General features: G+C 64.7%; 7 protein-coding genes. 6 read left to right on the forward strand and 1 reads right to left on the reverse strand.

Going from position 1 to position 21555, the window contains the following annotated elements; all coding sequences use genetic code 11:
• Positions 1 to 131 precede the first annotated feature (131 nt).
• Complete coding sequence (locus tag D9R02_RS07080) at positions 132 to 1406, forward strand: MFS transporter (RefSeq protein ID WP_101888152.1); 1275 nt, start codon at positions 132 to 134, stop codon at positions 1404 to 1406.
• Between the two features lie 147 nt (positions 1407 to 1553).
• On the opposite strand, the gene D9R02_RS07085 is transcribed toward D9R02_RS07080, so the two are convergent.
• Positions 1554 to 3353, reverse strand: a complete 1800-nt coding sequence (locus D9R02_RS07085; protein ID WP_121566627.1) for a DUF262 domain-containing protein — start codon at positions 3351 to 3353, stop codon at positions 1554 to 1556.
• 172 nt (positions 3354 to 3525) lie between these two features.
• Here D9R02_RS07085 and D9R02_RS07090 point away from each other — a divergent pair, with 172 nt between their 5' ends.
• From D9R02_RS07090 to D9R02_RS07110, 5 genes are all read left to right on the forward strand, one after another.
• Positions 3526 to 6399: a helicase-related protein gene (locus tag D9R02_RS07090; RefSeq protein ID WP_121566628.1), complete on the forward strand. Its 2874-nt coding sequence runs from the start codon at positions 3526 to 3528 to the stop codon at positions 6397 to 6399.
• 2 nt (positions 6400 to 6401) lie between these two features.
• Positions 6402 to 11189 carry an Eco57I restriction-modification methylase domain-containing protein gene (locus D9R02_RS07095; protein WP_121566632.1) on the forward strand — a complete coding sequence of 1596 codons (4788 nt, stop codon included), beginning with the start codon at positions 6402 to 6404 and terminating at the stop codon, positions 11187 to 11189.
• Entirely contained in the window at positions 11186 to 17731 is a 6546-nt protein-coding gene (locus D9R02_RS07100) for a DEAD/DEAH box helicase (protein WP_121566629.1), read from the forward strand. The genes D9R02_RS07095 and D9R02_RS07100 overlap by 4 nt, the downstream gene beginning before the upstream one ends.
• Positions 17728 to 20076, forward strand: coding sequence for a 3'-5' exonuclease (locus D9R02_RS07105; RefSeq protein ID WP_121566630.1), 2349 nt, complete (start codon positions 17728 to 17730; stop codon positions 20074 to 20076). The genes D9R02_RS07100 and D9R02_RS07105 overlap by 4 nt, the downstream gene beginning before the upstream one ends.
• 188 nt (positions 20077 to 20264) lie before the next feature.
• A complete protein-coding gene (locus D9R02_RS07110; RefSeq protein WP_121566631.1) occupies positions 20265 to 21374 on the forward strand; it encodes an AbiH family protein in 1110 nt (369 codons plus the stop codon).
• Positions 21375 to 21555: the final 181 nt, after the last annotated feature.

Here is a 21555-nt window from a genome sequence, read left to right on the forward strand (position 1 = left end):
GCGTCGTCGTGACGGGGGCGGACGCGGAGGTGGGGGCACGTGCGTACGGAACGGAGACTCCGGGATTGCATTATACAAATCTCTGAGTAGTATTTTGCACTATACAAATCCGAGACCCCCAGGAGGCGCCCGTGTCCGTCGACACCCAGGAGCACGTACCCACCGGCCAGCTGCCCGTGGTGGTGGAGCACAGCAGGTCCGGCCCGGCGCACTCCGCGGGGCCCGAGCGGCTGGTCACGCCCACGTTCGTGGTGGCGTGGGTGGTCAACTTCCTGCAGTACCTGACCTTCTACATGCTGGTCACCACCATGGCGCTGTACGCGGTGAAGAGCTTTGCGGCCTCGGACGCGGTGGGCGGCTTCGCGTCCAGCGCGTTCGTGGTGGGTGCCACCCTGGCGCGGCTCGTGTCCGGCTACCTGGTGGACGCGCTCGGGCGGCGGCGGATGCTGCTGATCGCCCTGGTGGTCGTGGCCGTGGCGTGCGCGCTGTACATCCCGGCGGGATCGCTGCCCGTGCTGATCGCGGTGCGCATGGTCCACGGCTTCGGCTACGCGTTCGCGAGCACCGCCGTGATGACGATCGCGCAGTCCGTGATCCCCGACTCCCGCCGCGGCGAGGGCACCGGGTACTTCGCGCTGGGCACCACGCTGGCGACGGCGATCGGTCCCGCCCTGGGGCTGTTCCTGGTGGGCAACCTGGACTACACGTGGCTGTTCTGGACCACCCTGGCCACCGCGGTGCTCGGCCTGGTGCTGGGCATCTTCCTGCGCGAGCCGCTGGCACACCAGGAGGCGAAGGCGGAACGCTCGAAGTTCTCCCTGAGCGACATCGCGCACCCGTCCGTGCTGCCCATCGGCTCCTTCATGCTGGTGGTGGGCGTCTGCTACGCGGGCGTGATCACCTACCTCAACGCCTACGCCGAGGAGCGCGGTGTCACCACGGGTGCCGCCCTGTTCTTCGTGGCGTACGCCGTGGCCATGCTGATCATGCGCCTGGTGCTGGGCAAGGTGCAGGACCAGCGCGGGGACAACGTGGTGGTGTACCTGGGCCTCATCTGCTTCGCTGTGGCGCTGGGCATCCTTGCTGTGGCCACCCAGGACTGGCAGGTGGTCGTGGCCGGCGCCATGACCGGTCTGGGCTACGGCACGCTCATGCCGGCCGCGCAGGCTATCGCCGTGAGCGCGGTGCCCGCCCACAAGCTGGGCACCGGCATCTCCACCCTGCTGCTGCTCATGGACGTGGGCGTGGGCATTGGCCCCGTGGTCCTGGGCCTGCTGCTCTCCGCCACCGGGTTCGGCACCATGTACACGGTGCTGGCGGTACTGGTGGTCGTGGCGGCTGTTCTGTACCACGCTGTCCACGGGCGGCACCCGCACGCGAAGCGGGGGCGGCTGGCGGTGGACTGACGGTTGCTCCTTTGGGGGCTCGTGGCGTGTGCCGCGGGCCCCTTCTGTTGTGCGGTTGCGCGGGGGACGACGACGCCGCGGGGCCACGGCAGCGCGCCGTCGCTTCCGTCCTGGGGTGCTGGGGTCCTCTCGACTTGATCTGTTGAGCTACACGCTGGGTAGCGGGAACCGCGCGAGGGCGCGATCTACCAAACGCGTGGTGCGGTCCTGGATCTCCGCGGGGCCCCATGTGTCCCGGTCGGCAAGATCCGCGTTGAGCGGGATGCCATTGCGATAACCGATGTAGTTGCCGTTGCTGTCCCGGTGGTCTCGCTTCTCCAGGAAGCCTTGGTTACCGAGGTTGCTGTTGTACACGCTGAACGTCAGGTTTCCGAGCTTGTGTGCGTAGTTGGCCTGGGCTTGAGCCGCTGCATCCGCTCCTCCCAGCATCTCGATCCACGCTGCCGGAAGGTTTTCTCCCTGGGGCAGGATGTGCTCGATGGTCCACACGTAGCGGCCCGATTGGCGCTCCCACAGGTCTCGCCGCGTTTCATTCGTCATCCCCTGTTCCGAGAGCGACGTGAGGACGAACCGTGCGGCGTCGATGTTCTCGGTGTAGAGGTCCTGTTCGAGGCGTGCGCGGAATGTCGCATCATCCGAGGAATTCTGACGCAGCGCGTCCGCGATGAGGTGCAGAATGCCTGCTCGATCTTGCTCCTGTGATTCCTTGATGATCCCCATGAACAAGCGGGGCAGGGCGTAGGTGGCTGGATAGCCCGTGACATTGCGACGGGCGAAGAAGTTCACCAGTTCGCCCGTCACATCGGTGAGATCCTTCTCGCTGAGATTCTTATCGCCCGCGTGAGTCTGCAACCACAGCAGGAGCACGAAGGAGGGGGCCGCCTGGACTCGGTTGAGATCCCGATAGGCGGCGTCCAGCGGTGTGGGGTCCATCGGTTCCTGAGTGCAGGCAATGCGTCCGAAGATGGCGCTGGCCGCGACCAGTCGCGTGATTTGATCCGTCAGATTGGCCTTGAAGAGGGTCTCGTAGATGCGAATGAGGTTCTTCTTGGTGGCCAAGCTCGCGTTCGGCACTTCCGGGAGCTCGGCGCTGAACGCGTTGTAGTAGTGCCGGAGGAAACGCTCGTGGACGTTGTATGAGTCACCGAGGTTGCGCAGCATCGTGTCCCAGAGAGCGAAAGCATCCTCCACGCTCATGGTTTTGCGCGCGTCCGAAAGGGACAGGAACTGATTCTTGATGAGGTCCACGGGGGACAGGGGAAGACCGCGGTTGTTGAGGGACTCGAACAGCGTGAAGGCATCGGAAGCGGTGGACACCTCGATCTTCACGATGATGGCCTCATTGGCGGCTTCCATGAGGCGGTGAGCGGCTTCTTCAGGGCTGGTGGGCCGTGTGCCCGGGGTATCGGGCTCCACGGCAAGTTCCAGGATGGAGTCTCGGAAATAGGCGAAGCAGCGGGCAATCCTCCGAAGCCCGTAGTAGGACGGTGCTGGAGCGTCCACCTTCAGCCCTGCGCAGTGGAGCATGTAGAGGTAGTCCGCCCTGTTATCTCCTTGGGTCTGCAGAGACAGTCGCGGCGACTTGGTGGCGGGCACGATGAGCTGGCGTCCGAGGTTACTGAGGCTGAAGACCTGCTCCTCGTCGAGATCATCCCGATGATCCGAGAGCACGCTGTAGCACGCGGCCAGCAGGATCGAGAGAGTCGTGAGGCGTTGCTGCCCGTCGATCAGCTCCAAGCGAGGATCCATCGTGTCCGAGGAGTTGTTAAGGGAGATGATCGTCCCCAGGAAGTGCTGTCCTTCGGCCTCGAGGAGGTCCTGAAAGAGGTTCTCCCACTGGGCGCGTTGCCACGAGTACTCGCGCTGATACGGCGGGATGACGTAGGTCAACCGGCTGGTCGCATCTAGGAGAGTCCGTACGGGGTACTGCGTGGCCGACTGAATCATGCGGCTCACAGTACAAGTGACCGCCGACACGTTCAGCGAGCACAGCCGCACTCGTCCCCGGGGTCGTATCTGTCGGGGGGCCAGACCAGGCCACGGATGTGGCGGCACGCGCCCCAGCATGCGTTTGCATTTGTAGACTGCCAGGTAACTGTCCCTCCACACGGAGTCGTTGATGACTGATCAAGCGCTAGACATTGCCCCCGGTGCCATCGTGGAGGTGCGGGATGAGCAGTGGCTGGTGTCCGCGGTGGAGCAGACCGCGGACGGGGAACTACTCACGGTGCGCGGCGTGAGTGAACTGGTGGAGGGGACCACCGCGCAGTTCTACCGGAGCATTGATTCCGTCCGTACTCAGGATCCTTCGGAGACCCGGGTGGTGGCGGACACCAGCTCCCACTACGCGAAGTCCCGGCTGTGGTTGGAGTCCACGCTGCGCAAGACTTCTCTGCCCATCTCCGAGCCGCAGCCAGCTCTGACATCTCACGCGCTCGCGGACGCACTGACCTACCAGCGCCAGGCGGTGGAGAAGGCCTTGGAACCGGGTCGGCTGCGCACCCGATTGCTCATCGCGGATGCCGTGGGTCTGGGCAAGACGCTGGAGATCGGCATGATCCTGGCCGAGTTGATCCGCCGTGGCCGCGGCCGGCGGATCCTGATTGTGACACCCCGCCACGTGCTGGAGCAGATGCAGCACGAGCTGTGGTCGCGCTTCGCCATCCCGTTCGTCCGCTTGGACTCGGAGGGCGTGCAGAAGGTCAAGCAGAAGCTCCCCGCTACGCGCAACCCATTCACGTTCTTCGAGAAGGTCATCATCTCGATCGACACCCTCAAACAGGACCGCTTCATCCACGATCTACGCAAGCACCACTGGGATGCCGTGGTGATCGATGAGTCCCACAACGTGACCAACCAGGCCACCCAGAACAACCAGCTGGCCAACATCCTGGCTCCCAATACGGATGCCCTGATCCTCGCCTCGGCCACCCCGCACAACGGCAACAGCTCCTCCTTCGCCCAGCTGCTCACGCTGCTGGAACCCACCAGCGTGAGCGCCCAGGGGGATGTCAGCAAGGCCGCGGTCAGCAACCTCATGATCCGCCGCCACCGCTATTCGGAGGCCGTGAAGAACGAGGTGGGTGACCGTTGGGCGGAGCGCAAGGAACCGCAGAACCTGGTGGTGGAGCCCAGCCCGGAGGAGTTCGCGGTGGGTGAGGAGCTCTCGGCCACGTGGATCCATCCGCAGGGAAGTGCCCCGGTCACGGGGAAGGGCTCCCGGCTGTTCCCGTGGACTCTGGCCAAGGCGTTCTTGTCCTCTCCGGTCGCCCTGCAGGCCACGATCGACGCTCGCCTGCGCTCGATCGAGGGCAATGCCGCTGCCGGCCCCGAGCAGGAGGCGCTGCTGCGATTGCGGGACCTCAATGCCGCGTGTTTGCCCGAGGACGGCTCCACACCCCGTTCCGGTAAGTACCGCGAACTCGTGGCGCAGCTGAAGAGCAAGAGCGTGGGCCCGCGGTCCACCGAACGCGCGGTGGTGTTTGCGGAGCGGGTCCCCACACTGGAATGGCTCCGAGAGCACCTGACCCGGGATCTGAAGCTCAAGCCCAACCAGGTCCGCGTGCTGCACGGCGGCCTCACGGACGTGGAGCAGCAGGAACTCGTGGAGTCCTTCAAGCAGGCCTCGAGCCCCATTCGTGTGCTGGTCACCGGTGACGTGGCCTCGGAGGGCGTGAACCTCCACCTGCAGTGCCACGAATTGATCCACTACGACATTCCGTGGTCCCTGATCCGCATCGAGCAGCGCAATGGCCGTATTGACCGCTACGGGCAGCTGCATTCCCCGCAAATCACCACGCTGCTGTTGGACCTGGAAGGCGCGGGCGAGTTCTCCGGTGACATTCACGTGCTCACCCGCTTGATGGAGCGTGAGCGGGAGGCCCACGAGAAGCTGGGGGACGCGGCGTCGCTCATGGGCGCCTACTCGGGCGATGCCGAGGAAAAGGCCATCACCGAGGTGCTGCGCGGTGCCAAGGAATTCGACGCCGTGGTTCCCGCCCCGGAGCAGGCGGCCGAACAGGATGAGGGCTTCTGGATCGATCTCCTGATGAACTCGGGCACCGAGGAGGATTCGGCCGAGACGGACAACGCAACGCAGGACGCCGCTCAGAGCTCCGGCCTGTTCGCCTCGGACGTGGACTATCTCCGGGAGGGGCTCGCGGAGCTGTACGCCGAGCCTGACAGGACCCGGAACCATGGCGGGGGGGGGCTCACCATTGAGCGCAACAACGCGGGCCATCTGCAGGCTCTCACGTTCGAGCCGAGCCCGGACCTGCGCCAACGCCTGCTGGCTCTGCCGCAGTCCTACTTGGAGGAGCGCGGGGTGCTGGATCGCATCCGGCTGACCCCGGACAAGCCCACGGCGGAGGAGCGGCTGAGTGCCGCGCGCAATGACGCCAAGGGCACCTCGTGGCCGGACACCCACTACCTCTCCCCGCTGCACCCGGTCCTGGACTGGGCCGCGGACCGCTCCCTGGCGCACCTGGGCAGGGACGAGATTTTCGCGGTGCAGGGCGCGGCCCAGCAGCCCACCGTGGTGATGCAGGGGATCGTGACCAACCGCCGCGGCCAGAACATTGCGGTCTCGTATATGAGGGTGCAGCTCATGGGGGATTACTCGATGGTGCAGCCCAGCGCTTCTCCCGCCGAGCTCTTTGCGGATCTGGGCCTCACCCCAGACATGGTGGGTGTGCCGGTGCAGGAGCCCGAGCAGTATCAACCCCTGATCCCGCTTGCGGTCACCGCCGCCCGCGACTTCATGGAGCAGGGGGTCTCCGTGGCCGCCTACAAGCAGGCAAAGGCGCGCGTGGATGCGTGGGTGGACCGCATGAACGCGTGGGAGCGCGCCGCGGAGGGCGTGGCCGCGCAGACCCAGTTGTTCAAGCAAACCCGTTCCGCGGTGGAGGGTGAGCGCCGGCTGGCGCAGGAGATGCTGCCGGACCGCACCTATGTGCGCCCGTTGCTGGTGGTTGTGCCCAAGGGAGGGAAGTGATCATGCCGTCCAGCGATGCCCTGGTGGTAGTCAACGATTGGATCAGCGAGTTCTACTTCACGGCGGATGAGAATTCCCGCACGTTCCTCGCGGAGACCAAGAAGCTCATCAAGGAGTGGAAGCAGGAAGCGGAGGACAACGAGTCCTTCCGCAGCCCGCTGGAGCGCTTCACCTCCTCGCGCCAGCGGGTGCTATCCGAGCTGATTGCCCTGCATGCGACGGCTGCGGAGCTGCCCGAGAACGCGAGTGCGCAGCAGCGGCGGGATGCGCTGGGACGCGCCTCGGCGGCGTCGGCGGCCAGGCTGCGGGACGTCCTGGATTACGACGCCGCTCCCCACCGCGGTGCCGGCGCCGTGCGGTGGTATTCGGCCATGGGCACCACGGAGCCGAGCGTGGTGGTGATTGACGCGCTCGCCGCGGAGACCGCCGAAGAGCTGCTGTCCAAGCACCACGGCCTGCTCACCGAGGACGTCACGCTGGACGAGGAGTCCGGGGACCCTGTGTCGGGTGTCAGCGAGCTGCTGTCCGCGCTGGTCTCCGAGGATCAGCCGCCGCGGTACATGCTGGTGCTGGCCGGGCGCACCGTGGTGCTCACCAGCGAGGACGGGTGGCCGCAGGGCCGATACCTTGCGGTGGACGTCCAGACCATCGCGGAGCGCGGTGACACCAAGTCCGGCGGCGAGATCCAGCGCATGCTTGCGTGCTTGTCCGCTGCCTCCGTGACCCCGGACGCGAACGGGATCATCCGGTGGGACGAGCGCCGCGAGGAATCCGTGCGCAATGCCGTGGGTGTGTCCAAGGACCTGCGGGAGGGCGTGCGCGAGTCCATCGAGATCATTGCCAATGAGGTGGTCTCCCGGCGCAAGGAGCAAGGGCTGGCGCCGTTGCGCGATGACCAGGCTCAGGTGCTCGCCGTGCAGTCCCTGCGGTACCTCTACCGGATCCTGTTCCTGCTGTATGCGGAGGCCAGCCCGGAATTGGGCGTGGTGCCCACGGGTGACCCCGAGTATGAGGCCGGCTATTCCATCGACCGGTTGCGCGAGCTCACTCTCAAGCAGCTCACGTCCCGCTCCGAGCAGGGCACGCACTTCTACGCCTCGCTCAAGGTGCTGTTCGACCTCGTGGAGAGCGGCCACAGTCCCCGGGAGGCGCCGGAGCACGACGCCGCTGCGCACGCCGCACGCGAAGGCCTCACCTTCGAGGCGCTGCGCTCGGATCTGTTCCGGCCGTCCCGCACCCATCTCATTGACGAGGTGCAGCTGGGCAACAAGGCCCTGCAGCGGGTGCTGCAGAACCTGCTGCTCACCAAGGAGCGCCGCGGCAAGGACCGCGGGTTCATCAGCTACGTGGCGCTGGGCATCAACCAGCTGGGCGCGGTGTACGAGTCCCTCATGAGCTACACGGGTTCCTTTGCGAGCGAGACCCTGGTGGAAGTGGCCAAGCGCGGCAACCCGGCGGAGGGTTCGTGGGTGGTGCCCGAGGATCGCGTGGACGAGGAGCTGCGCGAGCACGTGGTCATGACGGAGGACGATCTGGGCAAGGAGTCTCCCCGCACCTATCACTTCGGGGAGTTCGTGTTCCGGCTTTCGGGGCGGCAGCGGCAGCAGTCGGCGTCCTACTACTCGCCCAAGGTGCTCACGGAGTTCACGGTGCAGCAAGGCCTGGAGGAGCTGCTCACGGATGACCTCTCCGCCCAGGACATCCTGGGCCTCTCGGTGTGCGAGCCGGCGCTGGGTTCCGGCGCATTCGCCATCGAGGCGGTGGGTCAGTTGGCTGCGGCCTACCTGGAGCGGCGGCAAGCGGAGCTCGATCAGAAGATCGATCCCGAGGACTATCCGCGCGAGCTGCAGCGCGTGAAGGCCTACATTGCGCTGCACAACGTCTACGGCGTGGACCTCAACCCCACCGCGGTGGAACTCGCGGAGGTGTCCCTGTGGTTGGACACCATGTCCCGGGGGCTGAAGGCGCCGTGGTTTGGGCTGCGCCTGCGCTCCGGCAACTCGCTGGTGGGCGCGCGGCATTCGGTGTACGACACCTCGGTGGTCACCAAATCCACCCCCAAGGTCCGGATGACGACGACGCCGCGTCACGTCCCCCTGGATCGCACCGTGGATTCGACCACGGGGATCTTCCACTTCCTGCTGCCCGCGGAGGGCTGGGGAGCGGCGGGTGCCAATAAGGAGATCAAGAAGCTCGCACCCGAGCAGGCCAAGGCGCTGCGGGAATGGTCCAAGCGCGTGCACCGCAAGCCCACCAAGACGGAGATCAAGGAGCTCACCTCCCTCACGGAGCGCATTGACGAGCTCTGGCAGCTGGCCAAACGCCGCATGGTGGAGGCGGAGCACCAGTCCCGCCGGTCCATCGACGTGTGGGGAGCGGATGTGGAGCCCGGGGGCTCGGTTACGCGCGAGGAGATCGAGGCGTGGCTGGAGGACCCGAACTCCGCGTACCGCCGGCTGCGGCTCATCATGGATGCGTGGTGCGCCCTGTGGTTCTGGCCCGTCTCGCTGCGTGAAGATGCTCCGAAGCCGCCCACGTTCGAGGAATGGCTCGCGACCATTCGAAAAATCACGGGCTCGAAATTCACCGTCAAGTCCAACCAGCAGGCGGAGTACTTCGGCCAGAGTGAAACCGAATGGGAGACGCTCCAAAGCATTGAGGCCATGTTCCCCGCCGATAAGGCCATGAACATTGACCGTTTGCTCTCCGAGACTCCGTGGCTACGTGAGGCTCAGCGGATTGCCAAGGAGCAGCGGTTCTTCCACTGGGAGCTGGACTTCGCGGCCGTGTTCTCCCGGGGCGGGTTCGACTTCCAGGTGGGGAACCCACCGTGGGTGCGGCCCCGCCCGGACGTGGGAGCCCTGCTGGGGGAAAGCGATCCGTGGTGGACGCTCATGGAGAAGCCCTCGGAGAAGGCCAAGAACGCTCGGCGGGAATGGACGCTGAGCTTGCCCGGAGCGGAGGACATCCTCCTGACCGGTCTCGCCGACACGGCCGCCCTCGCAGAGCTGGTGGGAGCCGCGAGCGAGTACCCAGAGCTGGCCGGAACGCAGCCCGACCTGTACCGGGCATTTATGTGCCAGACCTGGAGACACGCGTCGCCACGGGGGAGCACGGCGCTTATCCATCCCCCGTCGCACTTAACCGATGCCAACGGTTATGCGTTGCGTCGTTCCACGTATCCTAGGTTACGACGTCATTGGAACTTCGTGAACGAAGCCCAGCTTTTTAAAGAAATTGACCATCATGTGTCTTACGCGATAAATGTGTATGCCAAAAAGGACGTCATTAACTTCCTGAATGCAGTATCTGTGTACCACCCCTCCACTGTTAGTGGGTCACTGGGGCACAACGGCGACGGCCCTGAGCCGGGTTTTAAGAACCCGGAAGGCGGTTGGGATTTGCGACCGCACGCCGCTCGAATTGAGCGGGTAGATGTTGAAGTTCTCCGTACATGGCATGCGCTTATGGAAGGCGGATCTGCGGATGTTCCTGTAGAGGAGACTCGTATGGTCTTCTCCGTGAACCGTTCGGCCGCGGCCGCTCTTCAGCGACTGACGGAAGTTCCCGTCCTCCGCGACTGGGCCCCGCACTTCAGCCGAGGATGGGATGAGACGTTCGGGCGACGTGACGGGTACTTCGAGTCTCGGTGGGGCAAGGCTAAGTCATGGCAGGACGTGATCCTGCAGGGGCCGTACTTCCACGTGGGTAATCCGTTCTACTCGTCTCGGAATGCCACGATGAGCGGCAACCAGGACTACTCGTCGGTGGATCTGGAGGTGCTCCCCGAGGATGCGCTGCCCGTGACCGAGTACAAGCCAATCTACGATCGCGATGTGGATGGATCGGAATCCACCGTTCGGTACGACCGCGACTACGGATCCTGGGCCGTGAAAGATCCTCGCAACCCTCGTGAAAACGTTGCGGTGCCGGTGCGGGACTACTATCGGGTCATGTGGCGTCGAATGGCCGCAAGTACCGGTGAGAGGACGCTTATTCCAGCTATATTCCCCCCCGGGGTCGGAACTGTTGATAACGTTCCTTGTATCGGGTTTCCACTCGAGAACCAGAGGTCATTAGCTCTGGCGGCCTGCGGGCTGTCTAGCCTCATTAGTGATTTTCTTATCCGCGCCACAGCGGGCAGCGATATCAGGAAGGGAGCTGTTGAGCGACTCCCGACGATCCCGGTAAATCATCCGTTAGCTCCCGCAGCCGCCCTCCGAATCCTCCGCCTGAACTGCCTCACCGAGGCCTACGCAGATCTCTGGCGGGACTGCTGGACGCCCGCTATGGCGCAGGACTCGTGGACGGGCGGTCGTGAGCGTCCGGATCGTCCCGCCCTCGGGGACGTGTCCCCGGAATGGTCGGGTGCGATCCCGCTGCGCCGGGACGAGGACCGTCGTCGGGCGCTCGTGGAGATTGACGCGATCATGGCTCATGTGACCGGGATTCCCATTGACGAGCTGTGCACGCTGTACCGCACCCAGTTCGGGGTGCTCTACACGTACGAGCGCGGTGAGGATAAGCGCGGCAAGGTCTGCGACAGCAACGGTCGCCTGATCCCCTCCACCGTGCGCACTGCATGGAATAAGGCGGGGCGTCCGGAGTGCGGCCTGAGCATTGCGGACCGCACGTACGAAACCCCCGAAGGTCGCCAGATCACCGCCCCCGAGCCCTTCCGGATCCTGGACCGCGAGGCGGACATGCGCGAGGCCTATGCCGCCTTTGCCGAGCGCATGGAGCAGGGTGTGTACCAACCGGGTGTTTATGAAGGAGTCAACGGCGCATGAGTGAGCTGCTTCCCTCGCTGCAGGCCGAGGCCATGAAATCGGCCCTGGTGGAGTACGTCACCACGGCCATCGAGTTCTCGGACCGCTATGCGCGGGACGCGTTTGCTGACTTCCTGAGCGACAAAGACCAGGGCATCTTCCGGGGACCGTTCCTGCGGACGCGGTTGCCGTTCCACACCGAACTCGGGGCCTCTCCGCTGAGCGTGCTGCCGGACTGGTTCCAGCCCTACGCCCACCAGGCCGAGGCATTCCGCCGCCTCACCACGGACCCCTCAGTGGAGGGCCCGCAGGATCGCCGGGGCCTGCGGATCCCGGAACCCACCATCGTGACCACGGGAACCGGATCGGGTAAGACCGAAGCGTTCTTGTACCCGCTGCTGGATTACGCGGTCCGGGCCCGGAAGCAGGGGGTGCACGGGATCAAAGCGATCATCCTGTACCCCATGAACGCCCTGGCCAATGACCAGGCGGGCCGCTTGGCACGGATGATCCATGAGAACCCGGCGCTGAACGGAGTGACGGCCGCGCTCTATACCGGTGAGCACTCGGGGGCGCCGCGCACGGTCATGTCCCCGGAGGGACTGATCGAGGACCGGCACACCATCCGCTCCGCGGTGCCGGACATCATCCTCACCAACTACAAGATGCTGGACCAGCTCCTCCTGCGTTCCGCGGACCGCCCGCTGTGGGAGCATTCTGCCGAGTCCCTGCGGTACCTGGTGCTGGATGAGTTCCACACCTACAACGGGGCCCAGGGAACCGATGTGGCCATGCTCATCCGCCGGTTGCGCCTGGTCTTGGAACGCCTGGCCCCGCAGCGCACCGCCATGGTTCCGGTGGCCACCTCCGCCACGTTGGGGGACGAGAGCGACATCGCCCCCGTGGCGGATTTCGCGAGCACCATCTTCGGCACCCCATTCACCGTGGAATCCGTGGTGACGGAACGTCGCGTTACGCAGCACGCGCTGCGTGATGCCGCACTGGAACGCCTCCGCTCGGGGTCAGTTTCCGGGATCGAGGGTGCTGACCTGCAGGCGCAGGAGCATCCCACGCTGACCCAGCTCCAACCGGTTCTGGAGCTCCTGCCCGGTGCCACGGACGGGCGGCTGCCGGAGCCGGCCGAGCTCACCCGTCGCGTGCTCGCGGTGCTCTGGCCGTCCCTGGAAAGTTTGGGGGAGAACACCGAGCTCGACGCCGCCACCGAACGGGATCTTTTCCTCGCCCACCCGCTCGTGAGCACGTTGCTGTCCGCCGCGGCCCAAGCCACCTCGATCCGCGATCTCGCCGCAGCTCTCGTGCCTCACCTGGACCAGGACACCACCGGAGCCCGCTGCGTGGAGGCACTGGGCGGCGCGCTGTCCCACGTGCGCTCGCGGGCGGAACGCAATAGCTTCCCCAACGTGGAGCTGCACCTCTGGACGCGCGAGGTATCCCACGTGGACCGGGCGACGTCGCCGGCCGTTGCGTTTGCATGGAGCGACGATCGGGGCGTGCATGACGGCAGCTTCCTCCCAGCGATCTACTGCCGACACTGCGGACGCTCCGGGTGGGGTGTGGCGCTCACCGGCACGGGCGATTTGATCGTGAAACCCCAGACCATCCGTGAAGCGCAGGCCCGCAAATCCGGGCGGTTCCGCGCACTGATCTCCGTGCCTGGTGTCGACCCTCAGAGCGATGACCGCCTCCGGTTCCTCAATCCGGAACGGCGCGCGATCGAGGACGAACTTCCGGAAGAGGATGCCGGGGATCTGGACACCCTCCCCGTGCGAATGCACGTGGGCTTGGAAGCGGACGGTCTGAGCACCAGGGACAACTGCCCGGTATGCCAAGAAAACGATGGCATCCGCTTTGTGGGTTCCCGCACCGCCACGCTGCTTTCCGTGGCGCTCTCCAGCCTGTTCGGTTCGGAGGGGCTGAGCCTCAGTGAGAAGAAGTCGCTGGTGTTCACGGACTCGGTGCAGGACGCCGCACATCGTGCGGGATTCGTGGAGGCCCGCTCCTATTCGCTCGCGCTGCGTTCGGCAATCCAGTCCGCGCTGACCGAGGAGCCCACCCTGGTGCGGGACGTGGTCACGCGCATGATGGACCAGGCCCGCACCTCGGAGGAGAGGTACCGGCTGCTGCACCCCTCGATTGCCGACAACGCGCCCGTCCGCGGGTACTGGGATGACTCTGAGGACCGGAACAGGCGGCGTCGTGCCCGGGACCGTGTGGCCACGCGCCTGGAGTTCGATGTGGAACTCGAAGTGGGCCTCGTGGAGTCCTACGGGCGCACCCTGGCCGCCACCGGAACGGCCGCGGCCTCCGTGCAGGCGGCCGAGGACGAACTGGAGACCCTGGGTCATGACGTGCTGGACCTGGCCGCGCGGGAACTGACCATCGACCTGCCCGGCATCGAAGCCCGCGGGGCCGCGCGGCCCGGCGCGTGGGTACGCGGCATCCTGGAGCGTTTGCGCGTGGACGGTGCCATCGCTCACGAGTGGCTGCGCCCGCACCGTGAGAAGGGCGGAACCCGCTACGAGATTTGGGGCGGGCGCCGGCCCAAGGACGTGATGCCCGCCTTCCCGCGCCAGCGACGAGCGCCCGCGTTCCCCGCCACGGGCCGGTTCAAGGAAAATTCCGAGTTCAAGGATCTCACCAACTCCAACAGCTGGTACGTGGACTGGACCTCACGCTGCTTGGGCGTGGACCGGCGCCGGGCGGGATACCTGCTCAAGCCCCTGTTCACCGCGCTCAGCGAGCACCGGCTCACCGACACGGTTCCTGTGATGCAACGGGGCACCGTGACCACGGAAAGCTACGGCTTGCGCCCGGAGAACCTGGTGCTGGCCGCCCTGACCGGCCCCGCAGAGATCCTGCGCTGCCCCGAGTGCGGGCAGGTGGTCACGGGACTCCCCGATACCCTGCGCACCCTGGCGGGCGGGCCCTGCACCGCCTACCAGTGCAAGGGCACGCTCCACCCGGACACCCTGCGGGACAGCTACTACCGCAGCCTGTACCGCGGGGACATGCGGCGCGTGATTGCCCGCGAACACACCTCTCTGCTTGCCGCGGACACGCGCCTGCAGTACGAGAACGAGTTCAAGAACAGCGAGACCACGCCGGGCGCCCCCAACGTGCTGGTGGCCACGCCCACGCTGGAAATGGGCATCGACATTGGTGATCTCTCCACCGTGATTCTGGCGTCCATCCCGGACACCGTGGCCTCCTACCTGCAACGCGTGGGGCGCGCTGGCCGCCTGACCGGCAACTCCCTGGATCTAGCCTTCATGACCACGCGCGGCAAGGGCTCGGCGTTCATTGAACCCCAGTTCATGCTCAACGGCGGGGTGCGGCCCCCGGCCGCGTACCTGTCCGCGGAGGAGATTCTGCACCGGCAGTACACGGCGTTCCTCATGGATCGCATGGCGGGGGACGAGGGCACGCCGGATCCCGCGCGCGCGGCCTCCGTCATGAAGTCCAGCGACCCCGGGACGTTCCTGGGTACGCTCCTGGCCGATGCGCGTGAGCATTCCCAGCAGCGACTGGATGAGTTTCTCTCCGCGTTCCAGGTGGGCGATGAACCCCGGCGGGGCATGACCCAGGAAGCGGCGCAGGCCCTGCGCACGTGGGCCACGTGGCCGGAGAACGGCGAGCCCAGCGGGCTCGAACGAGCCATCAGAGCCTCCGTCCAGCGGTGGCAGCACGAAAAGGCCGAGCTGCATCACCGCCGGGATCGCGTGGAGAAGCAGCTCCGGGCAATTACCGATGGCACCGTGGTGATCACGGCGGAGGAGGACGGCAAGCTCGCCACGGAACTCGAGGGACAGCAACAACTCCTGGACGAGCAGGAGCAGAAGCTGGGTCTCACGGAGGACCCCGCGGCGCGCGAGCGGGAGGAGCGCCGACTCAAGGGCAGCAGCGCGCGGCTGCGTGCGGAGTCCTCGCAACTGAGCCACGAGCACTGGATCGGCGTGCTCGAACGCTTTGGTGTGCTGCCCAACTTCACCCTGTTCGATGATGCGGTGAGTTTGGAGGCCACGCTCACCTACCGGGATGAGCACGATAACTGGAAGCACATCCCCGCGGAATATGAGCGTTCCGGGTTCACGGCCCTCACCGAGCTGGCGCCCGGCAACGCCTTCTATGCCGGGGGCCATGAGCTGAAGATCGACTCGGTGGACGTGGGCAGTGACGGCGCCGGGGTCCGTCGGTTCGCCTTCTGCCCGGCGTGTGGGTACAGCCAGGAGATTGCCCCCACGGAGCGCATGGACGAGTGCCCCGCATGCCACAGGCCAGCTATTGCGGATTCGGGTCAGCACCTGAACGTGGTGGAACTGACCAAGGTGTCCTCCACCATGGAGCTGAACCAGGCCAAGATCTCCGACGGCCGCGAGGACCGCGATAGCACCTCCTACGACACCCTGACCATCCCGGACTTCACGGAGTCCGACACCCGAGCGGAGTGGTCCATCGGGGGGACCGGCGTGGGTGTCACGTTCCGCCGCGGGTCACGCCTCACGCGCATGAACGTGGGCAAGCCGCGGGAAGGCGCTCGCGAAGCAACGCTCGCGGGGCGCTCGCAGCGCATTGGCGGATTCTTGATCTGCCCCGTCTGTGGTCACCAGGACGAGAACACGGACGAAAACAGCGCACGTGAACACCAAGGTTGGTGCACGCAGCGCAGGGTGGAGAACCCGGAATCCGTGTCCGTGGTGTTGGCCCGGGAGCTGGTCACGGAATCCATCATGATCAGCCTCCCGCCGTCCATCACGGAAGACACCTCCGGTCGTTCCCTGTGGAGCTTCTACTGCGCGCTCATGCTGGGGTTGCGGGAGCGCTTTGGCGGGGAAATCAGCCACCTGAACATGGAGGTGGTTCCGGACGTCAGCCGGAACAACGCGGACTCGCTGCTGCTGTTCGATTCCGTGCCCGGCGGCACGGGCTACCTCGCAGAGCTCGCGACCCCCGAGTCCCTGTGGCATCTGCTGCGCGGAGCCCACGAGTTCCTGGTGGGCTGCGTGTGCCAGGACGAGGACAAAGCGGCGTGCTTCCGCTGCCTCATGCCCCACGTGCGCGCGTCGAAGCGGGAGTACCTGAGCCGGCAGCGCGCCGTCGAGATCCTGGGCACCATCCTGGGCGACGAGGCGCCCGGGGAGGAGATGACCTGGCGTGTGGAGGAAGGCCGTGCGCCCGTGGGCGACGACTTTGAGTCGGCCCTCGAACACCGCTTCCGTCGGCTGTTCCGTGCCGCCGTGGGCGCTCTGCCCGGAGCTCAGGTGACGGACACGGTGGGCGATGGCGGCCAAGGCTTCTCCGTCATGCTGGGCGGCGTGCGCTACTCCTACGCCTCCCAGGTGCTCCTGGGGGACACCCAACCGGACGCGCTACTCACCTGGCAGGGCCAGTTCGGTAGTCAGGGCGCGGCCATTTATCTGGACGGGCGCACGTACCACGCCACTACCGCACACGACCGGGTGGGCGACGACGCCGCAAAGCGCCGTGGTCTGCGCGAGCGCGGCTATCTGGTGTACGTGGTGACCCACGCGGACCTGGACGCGTACGAGGCAGCTCAGCGCGGGGAACCCGGTGAGGGGGTCCTCAAGGACATGTGGGTCACACAATTCACGCGAGCCCTGCAGCGCCAGGGAGTGGTGGATGCGGCGGACCTGAGCTATCTGGATGCCAACCCCTTTGACCAATTGCTGAGCTTGATCAGCGACAGCAAGACCGACCCGTTCAAGCGGCAACTCAGCGTGGCCAAGAAACTGAATCTGCTGCTCTTCGCGGGACAACCCGCGCCGGTGAGTTTGGACGCCCTGGCCGAACAGGCCCGAGCCATTCTGGACACGCCGCCTGGGTCACCGCTGCCGAATCCTCCGCGGACGCCGACCACCAAGGGTTTTGTGCGCCGCACGGGCCCCCTGGTGATCTTGGGGGACGTCACCCCCACTCACAGCCGGCTGGCCGTGGTGCTGGATGACCGGGACGCCGCCGTGGAATCGCCCTATTTCTCCGATTCCTGGCGCCAGTGGCTGGCGTTGTCCAACCTCCGACAGGACATGGAGCCCGGCGCCGTCACCATCCTGGAAACGTGGACGTCCGCGGCGGAGCACGCGGCCGAGGAGCACGAGGAGAACCAGTGGCTGGAGTTCTTCTCCCACCTGCCCAGCTCGCAGGAGGCCCCCGCGCCGTCTACTGAGAGGGAGCGCGCGGGATTGGGTGGCGTGAACATCCTCCACTCTCCCGGGCCCGTGGAATTAACCCCCGACTGGAAGAACGCCATCTCGCAGGCCTATTCACCGGAAGAAGCGCAGGTCTTGACACTCGCGGGTCAACAAGGGCTGCCCCTCCCCGAGATCGGGGAGGAAATGCAGGGATATGTGGTGGATCTGCTGTGGACCGACTATAAGCTCGCGTGGCTGGCCGATGAGAAGAACGCGATGGACTTTGCCGCGGTAGCCCCGCCTGACTGGACCGTGACGGGCCCCGATACGGACACCATCCGAAAGATTCTGACCACCCACGGTGACACCACTCAACGGAAGACGGAGATGCCATGACTGCGCCGCAGAAACAGCTCATCCTGGACCGAGGGTTCCTGGGCAGCTATGAGAAATCCATTGCGGGCAAGGTGAATGCCACGCTGGAGAAGCTCATCAAGGACCCCACCACCAACGGCCTGCACGTGGAGCCCATCCAGAACTGTGCGGATGATCGCGTTCGCACGGCGCGTGTGGACCAGTTCTACCGACTCGTGCTCTTCGACCTGGGCTCCCTGTGGCTGCTCTACGGCGTGTACGCGCATGACGACGCCTACCAGGTGGCGGCGAAGGCCTACGCGCGGGTGAACCCCACCAGCGGCGCGGCGGAGATTCGTCAGGTGGATTCCACCGACATGGCCGGTGCGGAGCACTACACGGATGCCGAGCTCAAGGCGTTGGTGGAAGCCCGAGCCGCGGAGATGGTGGCGTTGCAGCAGGAGGAGGACACGGCGTCGTCGTCCCCCGAGGCCCAGCCTGAAACGGTGATTGTGGCGCGTAACCCCCTGGCTGCCCTGGCAGTGGAAGAGCTCACCGCCCAACTGGGGGTGGACGAGTCCGTGGCCACGGTGGCCGTGCGGGCGAGCTCGGAAACGGACCTCATGGCCTTCCTGGGCCGGGTGGGTGGCTGGCAGGCGGATGCGCTGCTGGATCTCGCCACGGGGGAGACGTTGGAGACCGTGCGCGAGCGGTACACCGCGGTGGACGAGCCCGTGACCGGTGGTACCGAGGTGGGCGTGCCGTCTGAGACCGACGCCGTGGTGCGCGCGGTGACCACTCCGCGGGCGGCCTCTCAGTTCCACTTGATCGAGGACGACGCCGCCCTGGAAAAGGCCCTGGCCAGCGGCGACTTCGACGCGTGGCGGCTCTTCCTGCACCCCGATCAGCAGGAATACGTGGACAAGAAAACTTCCGGGCCGTTCCGGCTTTCCGGGGGAGCGGGCACTGGCAAAACCGTGGTGCTGGTCCACCGAGCGGTGCGCTTGGCGCGAGAAAACCCGGACGCGCGTGTGCTGGTGGTGTCCTACACCCGCAATCTCGTGGACATGATCGCGCAGCAGATCCGCGCTCTGGACCCGCGCGTGCGCATGGCAGGGCAGCTTGGCCAGCCCGGCATCACGGTGATGACACTCGATCAGGTGGCCCACCGGGTGCTGGGGGTCGCCAACGGATCGCAGGGACTGTCTCAGGCCATGGAAGAGGTGGTGGGGTGGGGGGTTCAGCGGACCCCTGACTACCGCAGCTCCGGCGCGTACGGGGCGAGCCCGTGGGATGAAGCCATCGAGGCGGCCGGAACGGAGCTGCCCCACCAGGTGGCGGTGCCCGCGTTCTTCCAGTCCGAATACCAGGAGGTGATCCTGCCGGCGCTCATCACCGAGGAGCGGGAGTACCTCCGGGCTCCGCGGATGGGCCGAGGAACACGCCTGGGGCGCAACCAACGACGTGCAGTCTGGGCTGCCGTGCAGCGTTACCGGGCCGACGGTCTGGCCACCCAATCCATTGACTGGGATGAAGCGGCGGCGATTGCCGCGGCTTTCCTGCGCCGTTCTGAGGGGCGGCTCCCGGCGGATCACGTGCTGATCGACGAGGGCCAGGACTTTACTCCCACGCGCTGGCAACTGGCCAGGGCATGCGTGGCGGAAGGCCCCGATGATTTGTTCATTGCTGAGGACTCCAACCAGCGGATCTACGGTCAGCGGATTGTGCTGGGCCACTACGGCATCAAGGTGGTGGGCCGCTCCCGGCGCCTCCGTTTGAACTACCGCACCACCGAACAGAACCTCGCGCTGGCCCTCAAGGTGCTGGAGGGCGGAGAGTACAACCTTGACGAGGTTGAGGGGGAGACGGTGGACCACTCCCACGAGCGATACGTGTCCAGCCGTTCCGGGCCCGTCCCCGTGCTGCTGCCCGCGCGGGATCTCGCGCAGGAATACGAGCTCGTGGCCGGGCTGGTCAGGAGGTGGCTCGACGAACTGGCGGATGAAGGCCTCTCCGCCAGCACCCTGGGCATCCTCACCCGCACCAAGAAGCAGCGTGACGCGCTGGTCCGCACCCTGGGAGAGCTGGGCGTCCACGCGGCCCCGGTGGACAAGCAGGACATTCCGCAGGGAACCCCCGCGGTGATGACCCTCCACCGGGCCAAGGGCACCGAGTTCTCCCGTGTGCTGCTGTTCGATGTGAGCGAGGCATCCATCCCGAGGTTCTTCGCCGGCAGCGACTACGACGAGAAGGCCCACGAGGACAACGCCCTGCGGGAGCGCTCGCTGCTGTATGTGGGGGCTACGCGCGCCCGCGATGTGCTGGCGATTTCGTGGAGCAAGAAGGCGAGTCAGTTCTTGCCGGTGGCGGAGGAGGTGCGGTCATGACCGAAGAGCGAGAGGTGGTCTGAAACTTTTCGGTTATGGCGATATGAATTGCCGGTTTAACGCGCCCACGTCACAGTGGCTAATGATTTTAAAAGGTTGGCGAAGAAGTGGCTGGACTCACCTTCCCCAAATTTGCATAATGCATTAATTTTAGCCCAAAAAAGCTGGGTTAGTATGGAGTGATTTATATGAACATTGATTGTAAATCCCCACAAACGGGCAACTCGCTACTAATCGTCGGAAATGGACTCGACATACTCCATGGTATGAATACCAGGTGGTCGGATTTCCAAGAATGGTGGGGAAATCGTCTTAATTTTTCCCATTCCCAATATGAGGCTGTGGGCGGCCCAGGTGTGCCCGAAAAAAATTTTCTAGATGACCCAAATTCACCAAGATCGCCATGGCTGAATGTGATTGAATGTTTATATCGGGAAAACTCGGAGAAATCTCTAGAACGGGCATTATACCTGCATCTAAATTATTTGGTCACGTTAAAACCCGGTCAAAACCCGAAAGAACAAGCAAAAAAGAATGAGGGGGAGGGAGGGGGTGCGAGCTTCAAAGAGGAAAAAATAACCTGGTCCGACTTCGAGTCCATGCTTGAGGACCTGCACCTTCCAGAAGGGGTCCCCGATCCCGATGATGCGGAGGACTTCGAGTACGCCAGTTTAGTGGAGAACCTAGCAGAACAAATAGAAGAAGTATTTCATCTTTCCAGTCGGCTAGAGGAGTGGCTTAAGTCCTCAGCGCTGGCACCGCAGTTCAATAGCAAGATAGAAAAAATCATAGGCTGCAACGGGTACATCGTTAATTTCAACTACACTCCGACTGTAGAGCATCTTTATGGGGCTCAATCGTTTCATATTCACGGGTCAATAGATGCAGGCGATTCCCATGAGGCTCAGCACGGTGATTCGGTAAGGGAATTGATTGTAGGTTTCAGTAGTCTAGACTTGGAGCATGGTAGTCACTGTAATGTCGGCTCGGCGACGTGGGAGATGCTGAACAATTCGTATCGAGATATATTTCGAAAAAAACTTAGGGTTACGGAGCTACAAGAATATCTCGACGGGGTAGAATTACGAGAGATTACAAGCGTTGGGTTTTCTTACGGCCCATCTGATTTTCAGTACGTTGAAGAAATCGTAAAGCGAACATCCCGGGAATCAGAGTGGCTGATATACTATTACAGTGAATCTGATAAGTGCCGCGCTCGCAAGTCTCTGGCTGAGGCGGGCTACAAGGGGCATAGTTCATTCATGGATAGCAAAAGTCTAAAATTTGCTGATGAATAAATTACATTTATTTATTGAACAGGGCGGCTATGAGGGCCTAAAGCAATCAGCTTTTACCCCTCGGGCGGCGTAGGTGCATGCACGAAGCTGCCGCGATCGTGATGGGGGCTAAGAACTGTGGCGGGATACCCCCCTAGGGTATATAGTCGATGGCATGAACACGCCCGCTACCACCCACCCC

The organism is Kocuria rhizophila, assembly GCF_003667225.1.
Taxonomy (GTDB): Bacteria; Actinomycetota; Actinomycetes; order Actinomycetales; family Micrococcaceae; genus Kocuria; species Kocuria rhizophila.